Annotated in this window: 17 protein-coding genes; 14 read left to right on the plus strand and 3 right to left on the minus strand. The window is 52.0% G+C overall.

Translation table 11 applies throughout. The annotated features are described in order from the left end of the window. The first annotated feature begins 84 nt into the window (after positions 1 to 84). From M467_RS29825 to M467_RS29835, 3 genes are all read left to right on the plus strand, one after another. A complete protein-coding gene (locus tag M467_RS29825; RefSeq protein WP_021067888.1) occupies positions 85 to 1,164 on the plus strand; it encodes an alpha/beta hydrolase in 1,080 nt (359 codons plus the stop codon). Next, complete coding sequence (locus tag M467_RS29830; protein ID WP_021067889.1) at positions 1,161 to 3,935, plus strand: glycoside hydrolase family 3 C-terminal domain-containing protein; 2,775 nt, start codon at positions 1,161 to 1,163, stop codon at positions 3,933 to 3,935. The genes M467_RS29825 and M467_RS29830 overlap by 4 nt, the downstream gene beginning before the upstream one ends. Before the next feature lie 153 nt (positions 3,936 to 4,088). After that, positions 4,089 to 5,456, plus strand: a complete 1,368-nt coding sequence (locus tag M467_RS29835) for an alkaline phosphatase (protein WP_021067890.1) — start codon at positions 4,089 to 4,091, stop codon at positions 5,454 to 5,456. Positions 5,457 to 5,512: 56 nt separating this feature from the next. Here the strand turns inward: M467_RS29835 and M467_RS29840 are convergent, their stop codons facing one another. Next, on the minus strand, positions 5,513 to 5,956 hold the full coding sequence (locus M467_RS29840; protein WP_021067891.1) for a hypothetical protein: 444 nt from the start codon (positions 5,954 to 5,956) through the stop codon (positions 5,513 to 5,515). 150 nt (positions 5,957 to 6,106) lie between these two features. Between M467_RS29840 and M467_RS29845 the strand changes: the two genes are divergently transcribed. From M467_RS29845 to M467_RS29870, 6 genes are all read left to right on the plus strand, one after another. Then, positions 6,107 to 6,772, plus strand: coding sequence for an HAD family hydrolase (locus tag M467_RS29845; protein WP_021067892.1), 666 nt, complete (start codon positions 6,107 to 6,109; stop codon positions 6,770 to 6,772). Positions 6,773 to 6,839: 67 nt separating this feature from the next. Beyond that, a complete protein-coding gene (locus M467_RS29850) occupies positions 6,840 to 7,334 on the plus strand; it encodes an LURP-one-related/scramblase family protein (RefSeq protein ID WP_021067893.1) in 495 nt (164 codons plus the stop codon). Positions 7,335 to 7,347: 13 nt separating this feature from the next. After that, positions 7,348 to 7,893: an NUDIX hydrolase gene (locus M467_RS29855; RefSeq protein ID WP_021067894.1), complete on the plus strand. Its 546-nt coding sequence runs from the start codon at positions 7,348 to 7,350 to the stop codon at positions 7,891 to 7,893. Continuing rightward, complete coding sequence (locus M467_RS29860) at positions 7,886 to 8,461, plus strand: NUDIX hydrolase (protein ID WP_021067895.1); 576 nt, start codon at positions 7,886 to 7,888, stop codon at positions 8,459 to 8,461. The genes M467_RS29855 and M467_RS29860 overlap by 8 nt, the downstream gene beginning before the upstream one ends. Then, on the plus strand, positions 8,436 to 9,008 hold the full coding sequence (locus M467_RS29865) for a DUF1349 domain-containing protein (RefSeq protein ID WP_021067896.1): 573 nt from the start codon (positions 8,436 to 8,438) through the stop codon (positions 9,006 to 9,008). Before M467_RS29860 ends, M467_RS29865 begins: the two co-directional genes overlap by 26 nt. Positions 9,009 to 9,199: 191 nt before the next feature. Next, entirely contained in the window at positions 9,200 to 11,590 is a 2,391-nt protein-coding gene (locus tag M467_RS29870; RefSeq protein WP_021067897.1) for a carbohydrate binding domain-containing protein, read from the plus strand. Positions 11,591 to 11,633: 43 nt separating this feature from the next. On the opposite strand, the gene mprF is transcribed toward M467_RS29870, so the two are convergent. Then, the gene (gene mprF / locus M467_RS29875) at positions 11,634 to 14,132 is read right to left on the minus strand and encodes a bifunctional lysylphosphatidylglycerol flippase/synthetase MprF (RefSeq protein ID WP_021067898.1); all 2,499 of its coding nucleotides are present in this window, start codon (positions 14,130 to 14,132) and stop codon (positions 11,634 to 11,636) included. Positions 14,133 to 14,339: 207 nt separating this feature from the next. Here mprF and M467_RS29880 point away from each other — a divergent pair, with 207 nt between their 5' ends. The 4 genes from M467_RS29880 (at position 14,340) to M467_RS29895 (ending at position 17,236) form a co-directional block, all read left to right on the plus strand. Further along, positions 14,340 to 14,927 carry a bifunctional transcriptional activator/DNA repair enzyme AdaA gene (locus tag M467_RS29880; RefSeq protein ID WP_021067899.1) on the plus strand — a complete coding sequence of 196 codons (588 nt, stop codon included), beginning with the start codon at positions 14,340 to 14,342 and terminating at the stop codon, positions 14,925 to 14,927. Beyond that, the gene (locus M467_RS29885; RefSeq protein ID WP_021067900.1) at positions 14,884 to 15,783 is read left to right on the plus strand and encodes a DNA-3-methyladenine glycosylase family protein; all 900 of its coding nucleotides are present in this window, start codon (positions 14,884 to 14,886) and stop codon (positions 15,781 to 15,783) included. The genes M467_RS29880 and M467_RS29885 overlap by 44 nt, the downstream gene beginning before the upstream one ends. Next, on the plus strand, positions 15,770 to 16,282 hold the full coding sequence (locus M467_RS29890) for a methylated-DNA--[protein]-cysteine S-methyltransferase (protein WP_021067901.1): 513 nt from the start codon (positions 15,770 to 15,772) through the stop codon (positions 16,280 to 16,282). The genes M467_RS29885 and M467_RS29890 overlap by 14 nt, the downstream gene beginning before the upstream one ends. Positions 16,283 to 16,372: 90 nt before the next feature. Then, complete coding sequence (locus tag M467_RS29895) at positions 16,373 to 17,236, plus strand: DegV family protein (protein ID WP_021067902.1); 864 nt, start codon at positions 16,373 to 16,375, stop codon at positions 17,234 to 17,236. Positions 17,237 to 17,282: 46 nt separating this feature from the next. Here the strand turns inward: M467_RS29895 and M467_RS29900 are convergent, their stop codons facing one another. Beyond that, positions 17,283 to 17,834: a histidine phosphatase family protein gene (locus M467_RS29900; protein WP_021067903.1), complete on the minus strand. Its 552-nt coding sequence runs from the start codon at positions 17,832 to 17,834 to the stop codon at positions 17,283 to 17,285. Positions 17,835 to 17,945: 111 nt separating this feature from the next. Here M467_RS29900 and M467_RS29905 point away from each other — a divergent pair, with 111 nt between their 5' ends. Next, complete coding sequence (locus M467_RS29905) at positions 17,946 to 20,825, plus strand: DEAD/DEAH box helicase (protein ID WP_021067904.1); 2,880 nt, start codon at positions 17,946 to 17,948, stop codon at positions 20,823 to 20,825. Positions 20,826 to 20,845: the final 20 nt, after the last annotated feature.

The raw sequence follows: 20,845 nt of genomic DNA on the forward strand, positions 1-20,845 counted from the left end.
TCTTGTTGAGTAGGACGAATCAGTAAGGAATCAGGGAATTGAATCTACGTGTCAATTTTGCCTATGGAAAGGGGACTACATATCATGTTGAATTCACGTGAGACGTATCGTGTATTGTCAGAACAACTCGAGACAGCTCGACAAGTCCACACAATAGACCGTGTCGAGACAATCATCAAACCGATTCCCGACTCGGATGTCAGCGGGGATTTGGACCCGCGCGTCCTGGCCGTCATCCAAGGCTATGCCGCATCCGAGCCGGAGACGTCATTCGACTTGGCATCGGCCCGTGCCAGCATGGGTTGGCCGAACCAGGACATGACGACGACGGACATCACGACAAATCATGTTATGATTCCGAGCGCTGACGGTGACATCCCGGCGCGTCTCTATCGACCGCGCACCGAAGAGACGTTACCGGCCATCCTGTTCTTTCACGGTGGCGGTTTCTTTGGAGGGACGCTCGATACGGTCGAGAACCCGTGTAAACTGCTCGCGGAGAAAGCGAACGCTCTCGTCGTCTCGGTCGATTACCGGCTCGCGCCGGAGCATCCGTTTCCAGCCGGATTGAACGACTGCTTCCGAGCCGTTGAATGGGTATACGACCAGGCCGACGAGCTGAATGTACGGAACGAACGAATCGCCGTCGCCGGCGACAGTGCCGGCGGCAACTTGGCGACGGCCTGTTGTCTGCTCGACCGCGCCAAACAGCTGAATCGGATTAACTATCAAGCGCTCGTCTATCCGGTCGTCAATCTAGGCTCGATCCCGACAGACGATTACGAATGGAAACTCGACGATTATGAGATCAAGCACCACCACGACTTGATTCGTGGCGTCGTCATGGCGCTCGGTGATTCGGACGGTTTGCTCAACCATGTGTACTTACAGGGCAAGGCCGAACTGACCGACCCGCTCGTCTCCCCGTTGTTCGCGGATGATGTGACCGGCCTTCCGCCAGCGCTCATCATCACGGCCGAATATGATTACCTTCGTCTCGAAGGCGAGGCGTACGCGCATAAACTCGCACGCGACGGTGTACCGACGCGACTGATTCAATACCGCGGGATGGACCACGCCTTTATGGACAAGCTCGGTGACTACCCGCAAGCCGAAGACTGCATGATTGAAATCGCAAATGGAATGAAGGAGATGACACGATGAAGACTTACACATTGAACTGGGATACATATAAACAATTGGCGCGGACAGCCGTCGCAGAAGGGGCCGTCCTCTTGAAGAACGAGCACGCGACGCTTCCGATTCAAGCAGGGACAACCGTTTCTGTGTTCGGACGCAGCCAATTCAACTACTACAAGAGTGGCACGGGGTCAGGCGGGATGGTCAACGTCTCGCATGTGACGAGTCCGCTCGAGGCGCTTCAGGCGACCGAAGGGGTTCAATTGAATGCATCGCTTCTTGAGACGTATGAGACGTGGGTCGAGGCGAACCCGTTCGACCAAGGTGTCGGCTGGGCCGGAGAACCGTGGTCGCAGCCGGAGATGGAAGTGACGGACGAGCTCGTGACAGCGGCGGCTAAGGCTTCCGACGTGGCACTCATCTTTATCGGACGTACAGCGGGGGAAGACCGTGACAATACGGCTGACCCAGGCAGTTACTTGCTGACGGACATCGAGCAGTCGCTGATTGAAAAGGTATCAAAAACATTCACGAAGACGGCTGTCGTCTTGAACGTCGGCAATATCATCGACATGGACTGGGCGCACCAGCCGAGCGCGATTCTTTATACGTGGCAAGGCGGTATGGAAGGCGGAACTGGACTTGTCGACGTCTTGACGGGTGCCGTCACGCCATCTGGAAAGTTGACCGATACGATTGCGAAATCGATTGAGGACTACCCGTCGACGAAAAACTTCGGACATGCGGACAAAGGCATCTACCAAGAAGACATCTATGTCGGCTACCGTTATTTCGAGACGTTCGCCAAGGACGCGGTGCTCTATCCGTTCGGCTTCGGCTTGTCATACACGACGTTCACGACCGACGTCGCGACGACGGGCGAACAGGACGGCATGATCACGGTGACCGTCGATGTGACGAACACGGGCGCCGTTGACGGAAAAGAGGTCGTCCAACTCTACGTCGAGAAGCCGCAAGGCACGCTCGGCAACCCGGCACGTTCACTCGTCGCCTTCGATAAGACGGACACACTCGCACCGGGGGAACGGGCGACGCTCACACTCAGCATCCCGGCCACGGACTTCGCGAGCTATGACGACAACGGCGCGACAGGGCACGTATCAAGCTTCGTTCTCGAGGCCGGGACATACGAGCTTCACCTCGGGACGGACGTCCGTTCGGCGCGACCTGTATTTACGTATAATGTAGATTCGCTTCAAGTCATTGAGACGCTCAGCGAGAACATGGCCCCGGTCACTCCGTTCGACCGGATCAAGCCGGTCGTCGGCGAGCATGGCTATTTGGTCGAGTACGTGCCGACGCCGCTCCGTGCGGTCGATGTCGAGGCACGTTACCTCGTCGAACGTCCGGTCACGCGCGACTACGTCGGTGACAACGGCTTCACACTGAAGGACGTTTATGCGGGCAAGGTCGAGCTCGATGCGTTCCTCGATCAATTGACGGATGAGGATCTCGCCTGCATCGTCCGGGGACAAGGGATGAACTCGCCGCGCGTGACGCCGGGGACGGCCGCCGCGTTCGGTGGCGTATCGGACCGCTTGACCGACCTCGGTATCCCAGCGGCATGTTGCGCGGACGGCCCGTCCGGCATCCGGATGGACATCGGGACGAAGGCGTTCGCCCTTCCGAACGGGACGCTCCTCGCCTCGACGTTCAACGTCGAATTGGTGGAAGACCTGTTCGAGATGACCGGACTCGAGATGCGGAAAAATCGTGTTGATACGCTCCTCGGACCTGGGATGAACATCCACCGCAACCCGCTCAACGGACGGAACTTCGAGTACTTCTCGGAAGATCCGCACGTGACCGGCAAGATGGCGATCGCTCAATTGAACGGGATGCATCGCGTCGGTGTGACGGGAACGCTCAAACACTTCAGCGCCAACAACCAAGAGGCGCACCGTCACGATATCGACTCGATCGTTTCGGAGCGGGCGCTGCGTGAAATTTACTTGAAAGGGTTTGAGATGGCCGTCAAAGAAGGCAAGGCGACATCAATCATGACGACGTATGGCGCCGTCAACGGCGTCTGGACGGCCGGGCTCTATGACCAGAACACACGTATCCTCCGGGACGAGTGGGGCTTTGACGGTATCGTCATGACCGACTGGTGGGCGAAAGTGAACCATCATGAAGACGAGCCGGCGAACCGTCAGAACACGGCGGCGATGGTCCAGTCGCAGAACGACTTGTATATGGTCGTCGACCGTCCGGACACGAACTCGTTCGATGACAACACGGGCGCGGCGCTCGCGGCCGGGTCGCTCACGCGCGGGGAACTGCTCCGGAGTGCGGCGAACATCTGTCGTTTCGTCTTGCAGTCACCGGCGATGGAGCGCGAGCTCGGCATTCATGACGGCACAGTCGAAGTGATCGGACTCGACGAGGAAGCCGGACAAGCCATCGATTTCGATGTGACGTATCGCCACCTCGAAAACGGGGAGAGCGTCAGTTTGAGTGACGCCGACACATCGACGGGGAACACGCACGTCTTTGCCGTCTCGGTCGATGAGACGGGCACATACGACGTGACGATCACGGCGAAGTCGGACGCAGGCGAACTCGCCCAGATGCCGGTCACGCTGTTCGCCAACAACATCCCGGGCCCGACGTTCACGTTCAACGGGACGGACGGGGAATGGGTGACGCAGACGAAGCAAGTATTTTTCCTGAATCAACATAACTACTTGCAGCTCTACTTCGCCCTCGGCGGTCTCGACGTGAAAGACATCACGTTCACGCTCGTCGACTCGTTCAGTATGAAAAATGGATAACGAAAGAATCGCCGTCTCGTTTTTGAGACGGCGTTTTCTTGTCTTTACAAAACCTATACAGGATTGACTCGGTGTTGAAAAAGCTTCTTAACAAATTTCCTTTAGTCTACAAAAGTCTAGAAACGCAATACATATTCGGGAGGGACTAAGGAAATGAAGAAATCCATGAAAAAAGTGATTCCATTGGCGGTCGTGTCGACACTCGCACTTGGTGGACTAATCGGGATGCAACAACAGGAGACCGAGGTACAAGCGAAAGACGGCAAGAATGGCAAAGCAAAAAACGTCATCTTCATGATTGGGGACGGGATGGGCGTACCATATACGACGGCACTCCGTTACATGAACGACACGGAAGGCGTGGACATGCCACAGACGGCATTCGATCCGCATTTGGTCGGCTTGCAGTCAACGTATCCGGAAGATGAAGAGGAGAACGTGACGGACTCAGCGGCAGCGGCCACGGCGATGAGCGCCGGCGTCAAGACGTATAACAACGCCATCGCAGTCGATAACGATAAGACGGACGTGAAGACCGTGCTCGAGCAGGCGAAAGAGAACGGCATGTCGACCGGAATCGTCGCCACATCTGAAATCACACACGCGACACCGGCTTCATATGGTGCCCATGAAGAAGAGCGCAAGAGTGAGAACGCCATCGCCAACGATTATTATGATGAGTTGATTAACGGTGAACATAAAATCGATGTCATGTTGGGCGGCGGGACCGACTTCTTCGAACGCTCGGACCGCAATATCGCGAAACAGTTCCAACAAGATGGATATAGCTATGTAAAATCGGCAGAAGAGATGAAGCAGGACAAGAATAAACAAGTGCTCGGTCTGTTCGCCGAGGTGGGACTCGACAAGATGATCGACCGGGACGATAGCCAGCCGAGCTTGGCCGATATGACGACGTCGGCGCTCGACCGCTTAGAGGACGACGAAGATGGATTCTTCTTAATGGTCGAGGGCAGTCAAATCGACTGGGCCGGTCATGACAACGATGTCGTCGGTGCGATGAGTGAGATGAAAGACTTCGAGAATGCGTTCAAAGAAGTCGAGGAATTCGCAAAAGAGAACGGAGAGACGTTGGTCATCGTCACAGCCGACCACTCGACAGGTGGCTTCTCGATCGGTTCGGACGGGAACTACAACTGGGATGCGGCTCCAATCCAAGCCGCGAAACGAACGCCGGACTTCATGGCGAAACAAATTGAGTCAGGAAAAGACGTCGAAGCTGTCTTGAACGAATGGATTGACCTTGAGCTGACGGATGCTGAAATCAAATCGGTTCAAACAGCGGCCGAGACGAAAGACGTGACGAAGATTGACAATGCGATTGAAAAAATCTTCGACACACGCTCAGGAACGGGTTGGACGACAGACGGTCATACCGGGGACGATGTGCCGGTCTATGCGTACGGTCCTCAAAAAGAGCAATTCACGGGCATGATTGATAACACGGATCAAGCACAGCGTATTTTTGAGTTGTTGGAGAATCGTGGGAAAATCAAATAATAAAATCGGATTTATAGATGACGCGGACAGTTGCCGCGTCGTCTTTTTAGTTATATTTAGCTTGTATGTAGCACTTTGATTGCGTGTCGCAACGTCTCGACGTCCTCGTTTCTCCAGCCGAGTCGATCCACGGCATTGATGAACTGACGTGTCGCTTTGATGAGGGCATCTTTCAATTCCTCAAGCGATACAGTCCCCATAGGCGTCTTAGCATGACCATCATCTACAAAGGTGAGCTCAACTTCTGTGGCGGTCACCCTTTTAGCGGTTATCCGGATCGGGCCTTCCATGAATTGAAACGAGTATGTCTCATACAACGGTGCGAATAAGAGGGCACGGCAACTGTCGACCCACCATTTCAAGACGATGGCGACGAAATCAGACCATCCTTGTCCCGGGAAATAATTATGAAAGTCCAGAACGAAGGCGATATTACCGACGACGTGGTCGGAACAAGTCAACGAGTCGAGGTCGATGTCGATTGAAAGATGTGGGGGCATCTAGTGCTCACCTCCATAAAAATTGGTCATGCCTAGCATACCAAAGAATCTCTCGACCGATTTGACTGGATAAAAAAGTAAGTGTGTGGTGGGCAAAGAATCGTATGATAGAGAGAAACAATAGTTTCGATTCACGAAGGGGGATTCAGAATGCAGAAAGCGATTATTTTTGATATGGATGGAACGTTATTTCGGACGGAGACGATTTTAGAACGAGCACTCGATGAAGCGTTTGAACGGTTACGGAGCGAGGGACAATGGAAAGGTGCGACACCGATTGATACGTATCGCAACATCATGGGGGTGCCGTTGCCTGTCGTTTGGGAGACGTTACTCCCGCACCATGAGACGGCAGTGCGAGAGGCGACAGATGCCTACTTCCTGACGCGTTTGGTCGAGAACATTAAGAGCGGGAACGGAGCTTTGTATCCGGGCGTGACAGAGCTCTTGGAGCAACTGAGCGCCATGGGGTACACAATATTCATCGCGAGCAACGGCCTCATCCCGTACTTGGAGGCGATTGTATCGCACTATGGCCTGCACGACTGGATTACGTCAACGTACAGCATCGAGCACATCAAAACGTTGGATAAAAGTGATTTGGTCGCTCACATCGTGACAACCTATAACATTCAAGACGGTTTCGTCGTCGGTGATCGTCTTTCAGACATTTTGGCGGCCAAAGCGAATGATCTCGTTGCAATCGGGTGTCGGTTCGATTTTTCTCAAGACGACGAGCTGCGACAAGCCGATCATATCATTGATGGATTGGCAGAGATTCCAGACATTCTTGCCACGCGTCACGTATCTCGGTGAACGAATCTGAATCATTTTCGGGTATTGTCTCGTATAGAAGGAACAATACCTAAGTGGAGGGATGACAATGAACACGCTCTACATGAAACAGAAAGTATTTAGCTTGCGCGGGCGCTTCACCATCAAGGACGCGGATGAGAACGATTTGTATTTCGTCGAAGGGAGCTTTATGAAGCTACCGAAGTCGTTCACGATTTCAGACAAAGAAGGTCACGAGATTACGACAATCACGAAAAAGACGTTCAGTTTCTTGCCGAAGTTCTATGTTGATGTCGAAGGCCAAGAGACGGTCACGATTTCGAAAGAGTTTACGTTATTCAAGCCGCGATATACGATTGATGCGGCCGGAATCGATGTGCAAGGCAACTGGTGGGACATGGACTTCCAAGTGATGCAGAACGGTCAAGTCATCGGCAGCGTCCAAAAGAAATGGCTATCATGGGGCGATAGTTACGAGATTCAAGTGATGGACGAGACAATGGAGCACATGCTCATCTCAATCGTCGTCGCAATCGATTGTGCGAAGGCAGACCAAGCTGCAGGTGCTAGCGCGGCAACATAAAGGGGATGGAACGATGGAGTTTTGGGATGTGTATGATGTGGACCGCAAGAAGACAGGGCGGACGTGGCAACGGGGCACCCGCCTCGAGACAGGTGATTATCACCTCGTCATCCACGTCTGCATTTTCAACAAAGACGGACAGATGTTGATTCAGCAACGCCAGCCGTTCAAGGACGGTTGGGCGAACATGTGGGACATCACCGTCGGGGGAAGCGCTACAGTCGGCGATACGAGCCAACAGGCGGCGATGCGCGAACTTGAAGAAGAGATTGGGCTGAAGCTCGACTTAGCCCAAACACGGCCGCATTTGACGGTCAATTTTGACGAAGGATTCGACGATATCTACCTCGTCGAGACAGAAGTCGATTTGAATCGCCTGACGCTTCAGGAATCGGAAGTGCAGGCCGTGCAGTGGGCAGATGAGGCGACGATTCTTGAGCGAATTCAAGAAGGGACGTTCATCCCGTATTATGAATCGATGATTTCGCTATTATTTTCGATGCGCAAACAGTGGGGCGCCATCTATAGCTATGAAAAGAAGGAATCGAGCCGTGCCTGAACAAGTGGAGTTGTGGGACGTATATACGAAACATCGAGAACGGACGGATCGTGTTTGGCGACGCGGTATGCCACCGAACCAAGATGATTGTCATCTGGTGGTACATGTCTGTTTGTTCAATCGACAAGGCGAGATGTTGATTCAACAACGGACATCGGATAAAGAGAACTGGCCGAACGGATGGGATGTCACGGTGGCGGGCAATGCGCTGTCAGGCGAGACGAGTCGACAAGCAGCGATGCGTGAACTGGAAGAAGAAATCGGGTTCGCGATTGACATGACGAACATGCGCCCGCATTTGACGTTCCATTCAGACGGTGTGTTCGATGATATTTATTTAATTGAGACTGAGGTCGACATCCATGCATTGACGTTGCAACCGAGCGAGGTGCAAGCAGTCCGGTGGGCAGATGAGCAGACCATCTTCGCATTGATGGAGCTGGGACATTTCATTCCATACAAACGGGCGATGCTATCTTTATTGTTCGCGATGCGGCATCGGTACGGATCATTTCGGCAAGTAGATCAAGGAGGACAAGTGAATGTGGAGAGCGTATCAGTGGATTAATGAACCCTTTGATGTGAGCGCCGGTGAGCGTCTGACGTTCCAGACGGCACCCGACACCGACTTTTGGCGGAACACCCATTACGGCTTCAACCGGATGACGGCACACGCTTTGGTGACAGACGTGTCGGCCGAGCGGTTCACATGCCGGGCGACGATTGAGATGGAACCGAGCCATACATACGATCAGGCCGGCATCCTGTTGTACGTCAACGACGACCATTGGCTCAAGACGTCCGTCGAGTATATCCCGGACGGACCATCACACCTCGGGGCCGTCGTCACATCCTTTGGTTATTCGGATTGGTCGACGCGGGATTTCCCGAACAAGGACATTCACGGACGGTTGACGTTCGAACTCGTCTATACAGATGGGGATGTGGAGGTGTTCTTCGAATACGAGGATGGTACGCGTGAGCAGTTGCGGATTGCTCATCTCCATGACGTGTCGACGTTACGCGTCGGACCGTACGCTTGCAGTCCGGATACGGAGGCACCTGGGTTCAAAGTCACGATTTCAGATTGGACCGTTACGGAAGCATCGACTTGAGTCATCGGTCGATGCTTTTTTATGTCATTTTCATTTCACTTCAAGAAAATGGTTGAATCGAGGCATGGGAAAAATTTATAATAAGATTACCGAAAGCGCTTTCGGAAAGCGGTTTCAATTTGTACGTCACTAAAAGAGGCAAGGTCGATTGCATCGTCCCTGCCTTCATTCATGCCAGAGGAGGAAATGTAATGAAGAAATGGGTCGCACTTGCACTCGGGACTGGTCTTGTCTTGTCTGCCGCACAAGGCGCATCTGCCGAAAAGCCGGAGAAAAAAGACAACACGAAATGGAAGCTCGTCTGGTCGGATGAGTTTGACCAACCAGAAATCGACCAAACGAAATGGAACTTTGACACGGGGAACTGGTTGAAGGATCAAGACGGTACGCCGGTCACACCGGGGTGGGGAAACAATGAGAAGCAATTTTACACGGACAAAAACGAAAACGCTTTCGTAGAAGACGGAAACCTCGTCATCCGTGCGAAAAAAGAACAAGTGACAGACGAACTTGGGTCATACGATTACACGTCAGCGAAGTTGACGACCAAAGGTAAGTTCAGTCAAACGTACGGCCGTTATGAGATGCGTGCGAAGCTCCCGACCGGCAAAGGGCTATGGCCGGCGTTCTGGATGTTGCCGGAACAGGACCGTTATGGCGCCTGGGCCGCGTCTGGTGAAATCGACATCATGGAAGCATGGGGCAGTCAGCCTGACAAGGTCGCCGGAACAATCCATTACGGCGAGAACTGGCCGAACAATAAATATACCGGCAAAGACTACCACTTTGAAGAAGGCGACGGCATCGACAAATGGCATACATATGCGGTCGAGTGGGAGCCAGGCGAGTTGCGTTGGTATGTTGACGGGAAATTGTATCAGACACAAAACGATTGGTACTCGAAAGGGTTGAACCAAGCGACGAAATACAGCTATCCGGCACCGTTCGATCAAAACTTCTATTTGATTATGAACTTGGCCGTCGGCGGCTGGTTTGATGGAGACGTCGATGCGACGACACCATTCCCGGCTGATATGAAAGTCGATTACGTTCGCGTCTTCGATTTGAAGAACCGCGACTATCGCGAAGCAGTCGAACCGGTGTATACGGATGAAACGATCGTGCTTCCGGATGGAGCGAAACAACCGTCTGAAGACGGCAACCTCGTCTACGATCAAGACTACACAGAGCCAATCACGACCGTGACAAACGGTTCGCAGGCACTTGACCCTGTGAATTGGAACTATGTGGCGCTACCGGACTTCGGTGGAGCTGGATCCATCGACGTGATTGAGCAAACTGGTTCGCGCTTCGCGGATATCTCGATTACGCAAGCGGGCAGTCAGCCTTACTCGCACCAATTGATTCAAAACGTGTCACTCGGCAAAGGCGGTCACTACAAAGTGTCGTTCGATGCGAGTGCCGACTCGGCCCGCTCAATCGCTGTCAAAGTCGGCGGTGGACCAGACCGTGGTTACGCCAAATATTCGGATGAAGGTTCGTTCGATTTGACGACCGACGTCCAGACGTACTCGATGACGTTCGACATGACAGAAGACACGGACCTCGCGGCACGCCTCGAGTTCAACGTCGGCCTCAGCACGGCAGGCGTTCAAATCGGGAACGTGCGCGTCGAACAGACACCGCGTGAAGCGCTCGACCCGAACGCGACGAAACCGGCGCTCGGAGACGGCAACCATGTCTATAACGGCACGTTCGATCAAGGGGCAATGGACCGCTTGACGTACTGGCAGTTTGACCCAGGCGCAACGAAAGGCACAGGCACAGTTGATGAGGAAGCTCGTCACTTCGAGTTCGTGACGAACGCGAAGAAAGGGCAACCGGCAACGCTCGTCCAAAACGGCATTCAATTGACGGAAGGCCGTGAGTACGTGCTTCGGTTCAACGCGAAGTCGGAACGCATCAAATCGCTTCAAGTCGGCTTGAATGGATTGGACGGACAAGCGTATCTCCCGCTCCAAGACGTGGCGTTGACGCGCGACTTCCAATCAATTGAAATCCCGTTCACGATGGAACAAGAGTCGGATTTGTTGAGCCAACTCCAATTCGTGCTTGGTTCGGCTAAAGGTGAAATCACACTCGACGATGTGCAATTACTGGATGTGACACCGGCCGATGTTGATCCATCACCTCTCAAGAACGGTTCATTCACTGAAGGATTGACGCATTGGGGCTCGTACGTCCACTTTGACGCTCAAGCGGCGGTCGAAGCGGTGAACGAGGCGGCTCAATTGTCAATCACGCAAGAAGGACAAGAGCCGTGGAGCGTGCTCATGGAGCAGGGTGGTCTCGAGTTACATGCAGGTCAAACGTACGTCGTGCGCTTCGATGCTTCGTCGACAGTGGCCCGCAACATGGAAGTGACGATCGAGAACGCAGCCTATACGCGTTACTTGAGCGAAATCGTCCAAGTTACTCCTGAGACGAAGTCGTACGAGTTCGAACTCACGATGGGGCAGACAGACATGACAGCTATGAAATTCTTGCTCGGTCGCACGGAAGGCTCGCCGCTCGGCGCGCACGATGTGACGATCGACAACGTCAGCGTGACCGTAAAATAATCGAAAGCAAGAGCGCCTCGCATGCGAGGCGCTCTTTGACGTTTTAAGATTCTCGTTTCCGGCTGATCAACCGTGCCGTCCTGAGCAAGGACGGGAGCAGTTTCCGACGCTTGCGGATGGCCAAATATCTGGCTTCCCACGTCGGTGTGAACTTTCGTTTGAATTGACGGAGCCCGCTGAACGGATAGATGTAACTGATGTTCTCGAAGATGTCGGCCGCAATCCGCTCTGGCCAGTACGCGAATGTGTGCTCACCGACCGAGGCGAGCGGTGCCATGCCGAGGCCGACGTGGGCATAATCGTTGTCCCGTGCCCACTCGATCACGTGCAGAATCAGCACCTCAATCGATCCGGGCAGGGCGTCACCGTGAGAGCGCATCAAATCGATGGAGACAGTATCACTGCCGCGGAGCAACGTGATGAAGGCGACGACTTGTCCCGTCTCGTCACGAAGGAGGGCGACCGGATAGTGGGACAAGGCCTGCTCGTTGAAAAAGCCGAGCGAGAACCCTTTCTCACTTCGATTACCGAGCCAGTCTTCCGAGATGCCGCGCAATGATGCAGTTAGCTCGAAAGACGGATTCATGACGATGTCAGCCGTATAGCCTCGCTTCGTAAATTGGTTGTGGAGCGAGCGCATGTTGGCACGCTTTTTGCCAGTGAGCGAGAACGTGGCGACATCAACCGTCGCCTCTTCACCGAGCTTGAAGAAGGTGAACCCGGCGTCGTGCAGGCGCGGCATCCAGTCCGGGGTGACTTGATAAAAGAGCGGGATATAGCCGAGCCGGTCCGTTTCTTCGATAAAGGCGAGCAATAGGTGTGACGCGGCGTCTCGCGCTCCTTGCACATCCCCGAGGACGATGGCGTGATTGCCAGATACGGCGAACAAGAGACACGCCTCGTCGTCCGGCCCATAATAGACGAGTTTGTCGTTCATATAGGCCAAGTCGAACGCGCTCGTCGTCGCATGCGTGGCTTGAAACGCCGCGAAGCGGGACGGTTCAAACGACGTGCCGAGCTTTGGACGTTTCAACCGGTTGAACAGCGTGAAGATGCCAATCAACAGCAGTCCGGACAAAACGACGGCGGCGATGCTCAACGCGGCGGCAGCTTCCGGATCGAAGAAAATCGTGTCGGTCTGACTGAACGACTGCAGCAGGAACGCATGCGTACCGACATAGAGGCCGACATAGGCGACGTTGCGGACGAAGCGGCTGACGGTCACGATGGAGCGATAGCGTTTGTGCTGGGTCCGGGTCAACCAGACAAACAAGGCGAACCCACCGACGACGAACGCTTCAAACAGATTGAAGCCGCGCGCGATGACACCGATACTGGCAATGAAAACTGCGACCCCGACGAGCCAGAGCACACGCTTCGTCCGAATGTACATCCCGAACGTGGTCAGTAGCGTCAACAGACCGGCCGTGAACAGCGCGAGCGTGCCAACCCACTGTAACCAGAGGGCGGTCGAATAGAGCGGTGACACGCTCGGTAACAGCGTCTGGAACCACAAGACGAGGCTCGTCATCAATGCGATCAGGCTTCCGGCGAGCCGTCCGGTCTTGGCGAGTGTGCGCGACACGATGCGCCAGACGACGGTTCCGATTTCATAAGACGACCCGATGATCGGCTTATACTCGATCTGTTTGACGACCTGGTCCCCGAAGACGAGAGCCGCCAAGAACAGGCCGATCATGAACGGGACGATGAAGTAGACAAAGCGATAGACGATCAAAGAAGACAAAACAATCTCTTGGTCGATGCCGAGCTGGGTCATCCCGACGAGGTATAATAGATCAAACGAACCAACACCACCCGGGACGAGCGAGACGACCCCGACGATAGTCGCGACGATGAAGACACCCATCATGGCTGTGAGCGGTGCTTCGCCTCCGAGCAAATGCAGGGCATACAAGGCGACGAGTCCGGCCGTCACCCATTCGGCGAGCGACGTCGCGATATAGCCGAGCAATGTCGTCCAATCTAAGTTCGAGCGTTTCCGCGTCACGTATATGTAGAGCGGCAGGACGGCGAGTGTCGCGAGGAGCACGGGCCAAATCCATTGTTTCGTTCCGGTGAGCACGCCGGCCGGGAAAAGTCCGATGAGCACTCCTGCGGCAAGCAGCGACAAGCCGCTGATGAGCGTCGGGGTCATCCAACCGATGGCCCGGAGCAAACGCTTCGTATCCGTATACGGTCGATACAGCGACGTCCGGAGCGCGATGCCGATGACGCCGCCAAACCCGATCATGCCGTTCATCGCGTTAGTGATCCATGCCGCGCGAAGCAGCTTCGAGAGCGGGAGCTGGACGTCGAGCGAGCGCAGTAGAAAGTAGTCGTATCCGGTCATCGTCAAAACGGCGACGAGTCCGAGTCCGATCAAGGCAATCTGTTCGAAGCCCGTCAACGCCTCTAACGTTTGAAACGCCGCGGCGAGCGACAGGTTTTGGAGCTCCTGACCGCTCTGATAAAGAATCAATCCAATCAATAGGAATGGAAGCAACCATTTCAGTTGTTTCCAGGAAAATCGCTTTTGCATCGTATGTGCTCCTTCTGACAAACTATCGAAATCTTGATTAGCTAAAGTGTACTCAATTGAGTCGTGTAATCATAGTACGAGTCAGACGGGAAGACGGATTCAAAATAAATGAGATTCGTGAATCGCGGGAATGTAGACTGTAAACGCAAGAAATAGGACGAGTGAACGAAAATCAATCTGATACAGTGGAACAAAGGGGGTGACGAGATGCTGACGTTTGAAGAGAAGTGGGAGAAAGTGCTCGCCTGTGACGCGACATATGACGGACAGTTTTATACCGCAGTCAAGACGACCGGGATTTACTGTCGGCCCTCGTGCCGCTCGCGGAAGCCGAAGCGGGAGAATGTCGATTTTTATGAGACGAAAGCGGAAGCGGAGTCATCTGGCTTTCGGCCGTGCAAACGATGTCAGCCCGAGGTCGACCGTAGTCCGGCGAGCGCGCTCGTCCATGACGTGACGGCGTTCGTGCTCACGCATTACAAATGGCCGCTCAAGCTTGAGGAGATTGCCGAGCACGTCAGCTTGAGCCCGTTCTACGTCGAGCGGACGTTCACGCAAGCGACGGGCGAAACGCCGCGCCGTCTGCTCGAAAAGGTTCGCATCGACAAGGCGGCCCATCTGTTGCGGACGACGGACATGAGCAATCTCGCCATCTGTTATGAGGTCGGCTTTCAAACCCCATCCAACTTTTATCGCGTCTTCCGACGGCTAAAGGGTTGTTCACCGAGCATGTATCGAAAGGGGGGGGCCGATGAGTCGCTCATCGTTCGAGATTCACGTCACCGCTCCGTTTGATTTTCAACAATGTCTGCAGTTTTTGCGACGCTCCGACGATGAAGTGATGCATGTCGCCCGCGAAACGTCCGTCTCCAAGCTGTTCGACGTCGACGGACGGTTGCTGCTAGGGGATATCATGGAGACGGCTCATGGCCTAGTCATCGCGTTCCCGGAAGACGACATCACGAGCTCGGAACAGGAACACGTGGAACGATACGTCCGCGACTGGTTCGACCTCGACCAAGACGTCGCAGCGTTCGTGCGAATGGCCGAGACGGATGAACTGTTGCGTCCGCTCGTCCGAGAGTACGAGGGGCTACGTCTGATCGGCTTCCCAGACTTGTTCGAGGCGCTCACGTGGGCCGTCATCGGTCAACAGATCACACTGTCGTTCGCCTATACGCTGAAACGACGGTTCGTCGAGCAATACGGACCATCTCGGGAAGTGGACGGCGTGACGTACTGGGCTTTCCCGACCCCAGAGACAATCGCGCTGCTCGACCCGAGTGAACTGAGACCGCTCCAATTCAGTACCCGGAAAGCAGAATATATCATCGGCATCGCCCAGGAAATGACGGACGGACGATTGTCGAAACAGCAGTTGCGCAGCGAGCCACCCGACGTGATGCATGAACGGTTGTTAAGCTTACGTGGTGTCGGGGAGTGGACGGCCGCGTATGTCCGGATGAAGTGTTTCCAAGATCCGACGGCGTTCCCGGCTGCGGATGCTGGTCTGCATCAGGCGTTGAAGCATCATCTTGGGCGAAGCGACAAGTTGACGGCAGACGAAGTGAGGCAGTACGGGGAACGCTTTGCCGGGTGGGAAGCGTACGCCACATTCTATTTATGGAGGTCATTGTATGGAGACGTATAGACTGGACTATGTGAGTCCGATTGGGATTCTGGAGATTGTCGGGACAGAGATGGCCATCCGTTCCATCCTGTTCGTCGAACGTACTGACGTCTGCTATGAAGCGGGTGAGACGACACCGGACGTGTTGAATACGTGTTACCGAGAAATCGAGGAGTATTTCAACGGACGTCGCCAATCGTTCACGTTCCCGTATGAGGTGATGGGGACGGTGTTTCAACAGGACGTGTGGCAGGCGCTGGTCATGATTCCATATGGCGAGACGACCTCGTATCGCGAATTGGCCATGACACTCGGCCGGGACCGCGCTGTGCGTGCCGTCGGTAGCGCCAACGGGCGAAACCGATTGAGCATCGTCCTCCCGTGCCATCGCGTCATCGGATCGAACGGGACGTTGACGGGCTATGCGGGCGGACTCTGGCGAAAGGAATGGTTGCTTCGACACGAGCAAACAAACGCATATTCGGGCCTGGCAAAAAAACATCTACCCCTCCATATCTGATACAATGGAGAAGTCCTATCGTGACGTCTGAATCGACGTAGTGGTCTAGGACGATTCTCGTCATTTAAGGGCGATTATTTGGAGGGTACCATGATAAAATTACTAGCAGATTCAACTTGTGATTTATCCGATGAGATTTTAGCAAAATATGAGATTGGCGTCGCACCGCTCATCATCACGATTGACAATAAATCGTATGAGGACCGTGTCGACATCCAGCCCGATGAGTTTTACGGAATGTTGGAAGCGCTACCGGAATTCCCGACGACGGGGATGCCGAGCCCGGCGACATTTATGAAGCTGATGGAAGAGGCCGTCGAGAGCGGACATGACGAGATTCTTTGCATCTGTATGTCGAGCGGGACGAGCGGGTCGTATCAATCGGCCGTGCTCGGAAAAGAATACTTCGAAGAGGCGCATCCCGATTCGACGGTGAAGATTCATATCGTCGACTCACGTTCGATGAGCCACGGGAGCGGCTGGTTGTTGATGAAGAGCGCCCAGATGCGTGAGGCTGGGGCGACGTTCGAGGAGCTCGTCGACTTCAACGAGAAGTACAAGATGAAAGTGAAGCACTTCTTGTCGGTCGACGACTTGGACCATTTGATTAAAAGCGGTCGTATCTCGAACGCGAGTGCGATCATCGGCAAGCTGTTGATGGTCAAACCGATCATGAGCATGAAGAACGGCAAAGGGGCCATCGTCGCGAAAGAACGGGGAACGCGTAAAGTGCTCAAGCACTATACGGACGAGTTCATCAAACGCTGCGACAAGGACATCACCAATTTCGTCATCATCGGCTATACGTCAGATCAAAAGATTGCAGAGAACTTGAAGGCGAAGATTCAAACCGAATCCGACTTCAAAGGTGAGATTTACCTCATGCAGATGGGCGTCTCGGTCGGGACGCACGTCGGCCTCGGAGCCATCTCAATGTTCTTCGTAGAGAAATAAAACGAAAGCCGTCTCATCTGCGAGACGGCTTTTTCTGTGGATAACGTTATCCACAGGTAGGGACGGACCAGACACGTTCCACGGACCAAGAGTTATCCACAATATCGAGGCGATAGACGTCGGGATTGCTGAGATTGCGCCACGTGTCGAAGTCATAGCGGTTATCCACATGTTGAAGAAGCAACGCGAGCAGGTTTCCGTGCGTCACGAGGACGGTCGTGCCGTTTATGTCGTCGAGTGGTTCGATGACGCTCAAAATCCGGTCCGTCGCATCTTGACCCGACTCGGCGCCCGGCAAACGGAACGAGGTGTCGGTGAACGAATGGCGGAGCAGTTCGAACCAATCGTCGCGCGGTTCAAGCGAGAGGATGCGTTCGCGCAACTTCGGATTCGTCTCGATGGTCAGCTGCTTGGATGTGGCGAGCGGTGCGATCGAGGCAGTAGCTCGCGTATAGTCGCTCGAGATGATGCGGTCGACGGGAATGTCTCGAAAGAAGTCAGCGAGTGCGAGTGCTTGTTGTTCGCCGGCTTCGGTGAGTGGGGCGTCCGGCTCTTGGCCAGTCGCCGAGCAATGACGGATGAGATAGAACGTAGACATGGAGTTCCTCCTTGATCATTTTTATGCAGAAGATAATAATGAAATATATGTAAAATAAAATACTGGTATTGAAATTATTTGAATTTAGTATAAATCATGTTGGAGGTACATATGACTCATTTTACAGAACAACTCAAAAATTCGTTAGAAAAGGGGTTCATTGATAAGCATCATCATCACGTGAGTCCATTTAAACCTGAGTTATTAATGAATGAAAAACATAAACGACAAGATGTACTCACTTCGCTTCTAGACGAACTAAAGGGATGCCAATCTTTCTTATTCTCTGTTGCGTTTATTACGGAAGCTGGCTTAGCTACGTTAAAATCTACGCTTTCCGACTTACATGACAAAGGTATCCGTGGAAAAATCATGACCTCAACGTACCAATACTTTAATCAACCTAAAGTCTTTAAAGAACTATTAAAACTGAAGAATGTAGATATTCGCATTTCAGAAGTTGAGGCATTCCACTCTAAGGGATACATTTTTCAACACGAAGAGTACTACTCATTAATTGTTGGAAGCTCTAATTTGACGTCTGGAGCGTTAAAGACAAATTACGAGTGGAATCTGAAGTTGACCTCTCACGAGAATGGAGAAATTGTCGGACACTTCCTCGATCAGTTTGAAGAAATGTGGAGTGTTTCAGTTCCATTGACACTTGAATGGATTTCAGCTTACGAACGTTCGTATCGTCCAGTCTTTGGAGAACGTGTAGCTGAGTTTCCAGACTCGTATGGAGTAAATCGATTAAAAGAAGCGTTACAAGTAGAACCTAATTCGATGCAACTAGCAGCTTTAAGTGGGATTGAGGCCGTTCGTGCGCATGGAAATACAAGAGCGCTCGTCGTATCAGCGACGGGCACGGGAAAAACATATTTAGCCGCTTTTGATGTTCGTCGCTATCGACCGAAGCGAATGCTATTCGTAGTGCATCGCGAACAGATTTTGCAAAAAGCAAAGAATGATTTTCATCGAGTCATTGGTGGTGATGAAAGTGATTTTGGTATCCTGTCAGGTTCGAGCCGAGCAATGGGGGCCAGGTATGTCTTTGCAACGATCCAAACAATTTCTAAACAAGAAACATTAGATCAGTTTGACCGAGACGCATTTGACTACGTATTGATTGATGAGAGTCACCGAGCAGGAGCGGTTACATATCAACGAATTATAGAACATTTCACACCACAATTTTTATTAGGAATGACAGCAACTCCTGAACGTTCAGATGGATATGATTTATTTAAGTTGTTTGATTACAACATTGCATATGAGATTCGGTTACAAGAAGCGCTTGAAGAGGACATGTTGTGTCCTTTCCACTATTTTGGAGTGACAGATCTTGAAGTGAGTGGAAATCAAGTTGAGTTTGATGTATTCACTCAGCTCGTGTCAGAGGAACGTGTAGAACGGATTATCGAGAAGATTGATTACTATGGTTTTTCTGGAGAGCGTTTATGTGGTTTGATGTTCTGTAGTTCAAAACGAGAAGCGAAACGACTTTCTGAGGAATTGAATCATCGAGGTTTTAGAACATGTGCTTTAACGGGAGATGATTCGCAAGAAAAGAGACGAGTTGAAGTGACTAATTTGGAAGAGGGTCGTCTAGATTACATTTTAACAGTTGATATATTCAACGAAGGTATTGATATTCCAAGCATTAATCAAGTCGTCATGTTGCGACAGACAGAATCAAGTATTATTTTTATTCAACAACTAGGACGGGGATTAAGAAAACACAGCTCAAAACAATACGTGACCGTTATCGATTTCATTGCTAACTACAAAAATAACTATTTGATTCCAATCGCTTTATCCGGAGACCGCTCTCAAAATAAAGATTCGATTCGGAGAAAAGTAATCGATCGTAGCTATATTTCTGGCACGTCGACCATTAATTTTGAAGCCATCGCAAAAGAGCGAATTTACGAATCGATTAATCAAGCAAAACTAACGGACTTAAAAGTGTTAAAAGAGGCTTATCACAATTTGAAAAACCGTTTAGGCCGACCTCCGATGCTAAGTGATTTTGTTGAACATTATTCAATGGATCCAATTGTTATTGGAACAAAGAAGGGTCATTACGGTGCCTTTTTGAATATAGTGGAGCCTGATCTCCCTGATCTTCCTTCCATTCATTCGAAAGTTCTGTTGATGGTGACCCAAGAGTTATTATCAGGAAAACGAGTACATGAGGCATTGTTAATGCAACTTCTGTTGGAGCAGGAAAGTTTGAACAAACAAGATTTTATTCATCGCTTGCGTGAGCAGGGCATACGAAGTGATAAAGCTACCATTCACTCTTTAGAAAACGTATTATCACTAAACTTCTTTAAAGATGCTGATCGATTGAAGTATGGAGGACACGCCTTAATTTCTTGGGAAGGTGAGGTGTATAGATTCTCATCTCATATGCACTCTTTATTAAAAGATGAATGGTTCACTCAGCTGTTTAAAGATGTATTAACAGCTTCCTTAGCTAGAGGTCAACGATACGATCAAACAAAACCATTAACCCGACTTGAAAAGTACACGAGGAAAGATGCTTGCCGCCTATTAAATTGGGATAAAGAAGAACAATCGACGATGTATGGCTACAAAATAAAACATCAAACTTGTCCGATTTTTGTCACATACCATAAGGGTGAAGACGTTGAAGCTAGCGTCAATTATGGAGACTCCTTTATTAATCCAGAAGTGTTTCATTGGTATACGAGAAGCAGAAGAACGACAAAATCGGAAGAAGTACGTAAAATCATTGAAGCACAGGAAAGAGAAATCGATATTCATCTCTTTGTGAAAAAGGATGATGATGAAGGCGGAGATTTCTACTATTTAGGTGAAGTCAAACCGGATCGCGAATCTGTTCAAGATACGACAATGCTGAATCAAGACGGACAGGAATTGTCTGTTGTTACGATGAACTTACTCCTCCAAGAACGTGTCGATCAGCAAATTTACGACTACTTACACGAACAAACGCATTAATAAAAGCCGAGACGTGATTG

Origin of the sequence: Exiguobacterium chiriqhucha RW-2 (genome assembly GCF_000416965.1) — a bacterium.
Classification (GTDB): domain Bacteria; phylum Bacillota; class Bacilli; order Exiguobacteriales; family Exiguobacteriaceae; genus Exiguobacterium; species Exiguobacterium chiriqhucha.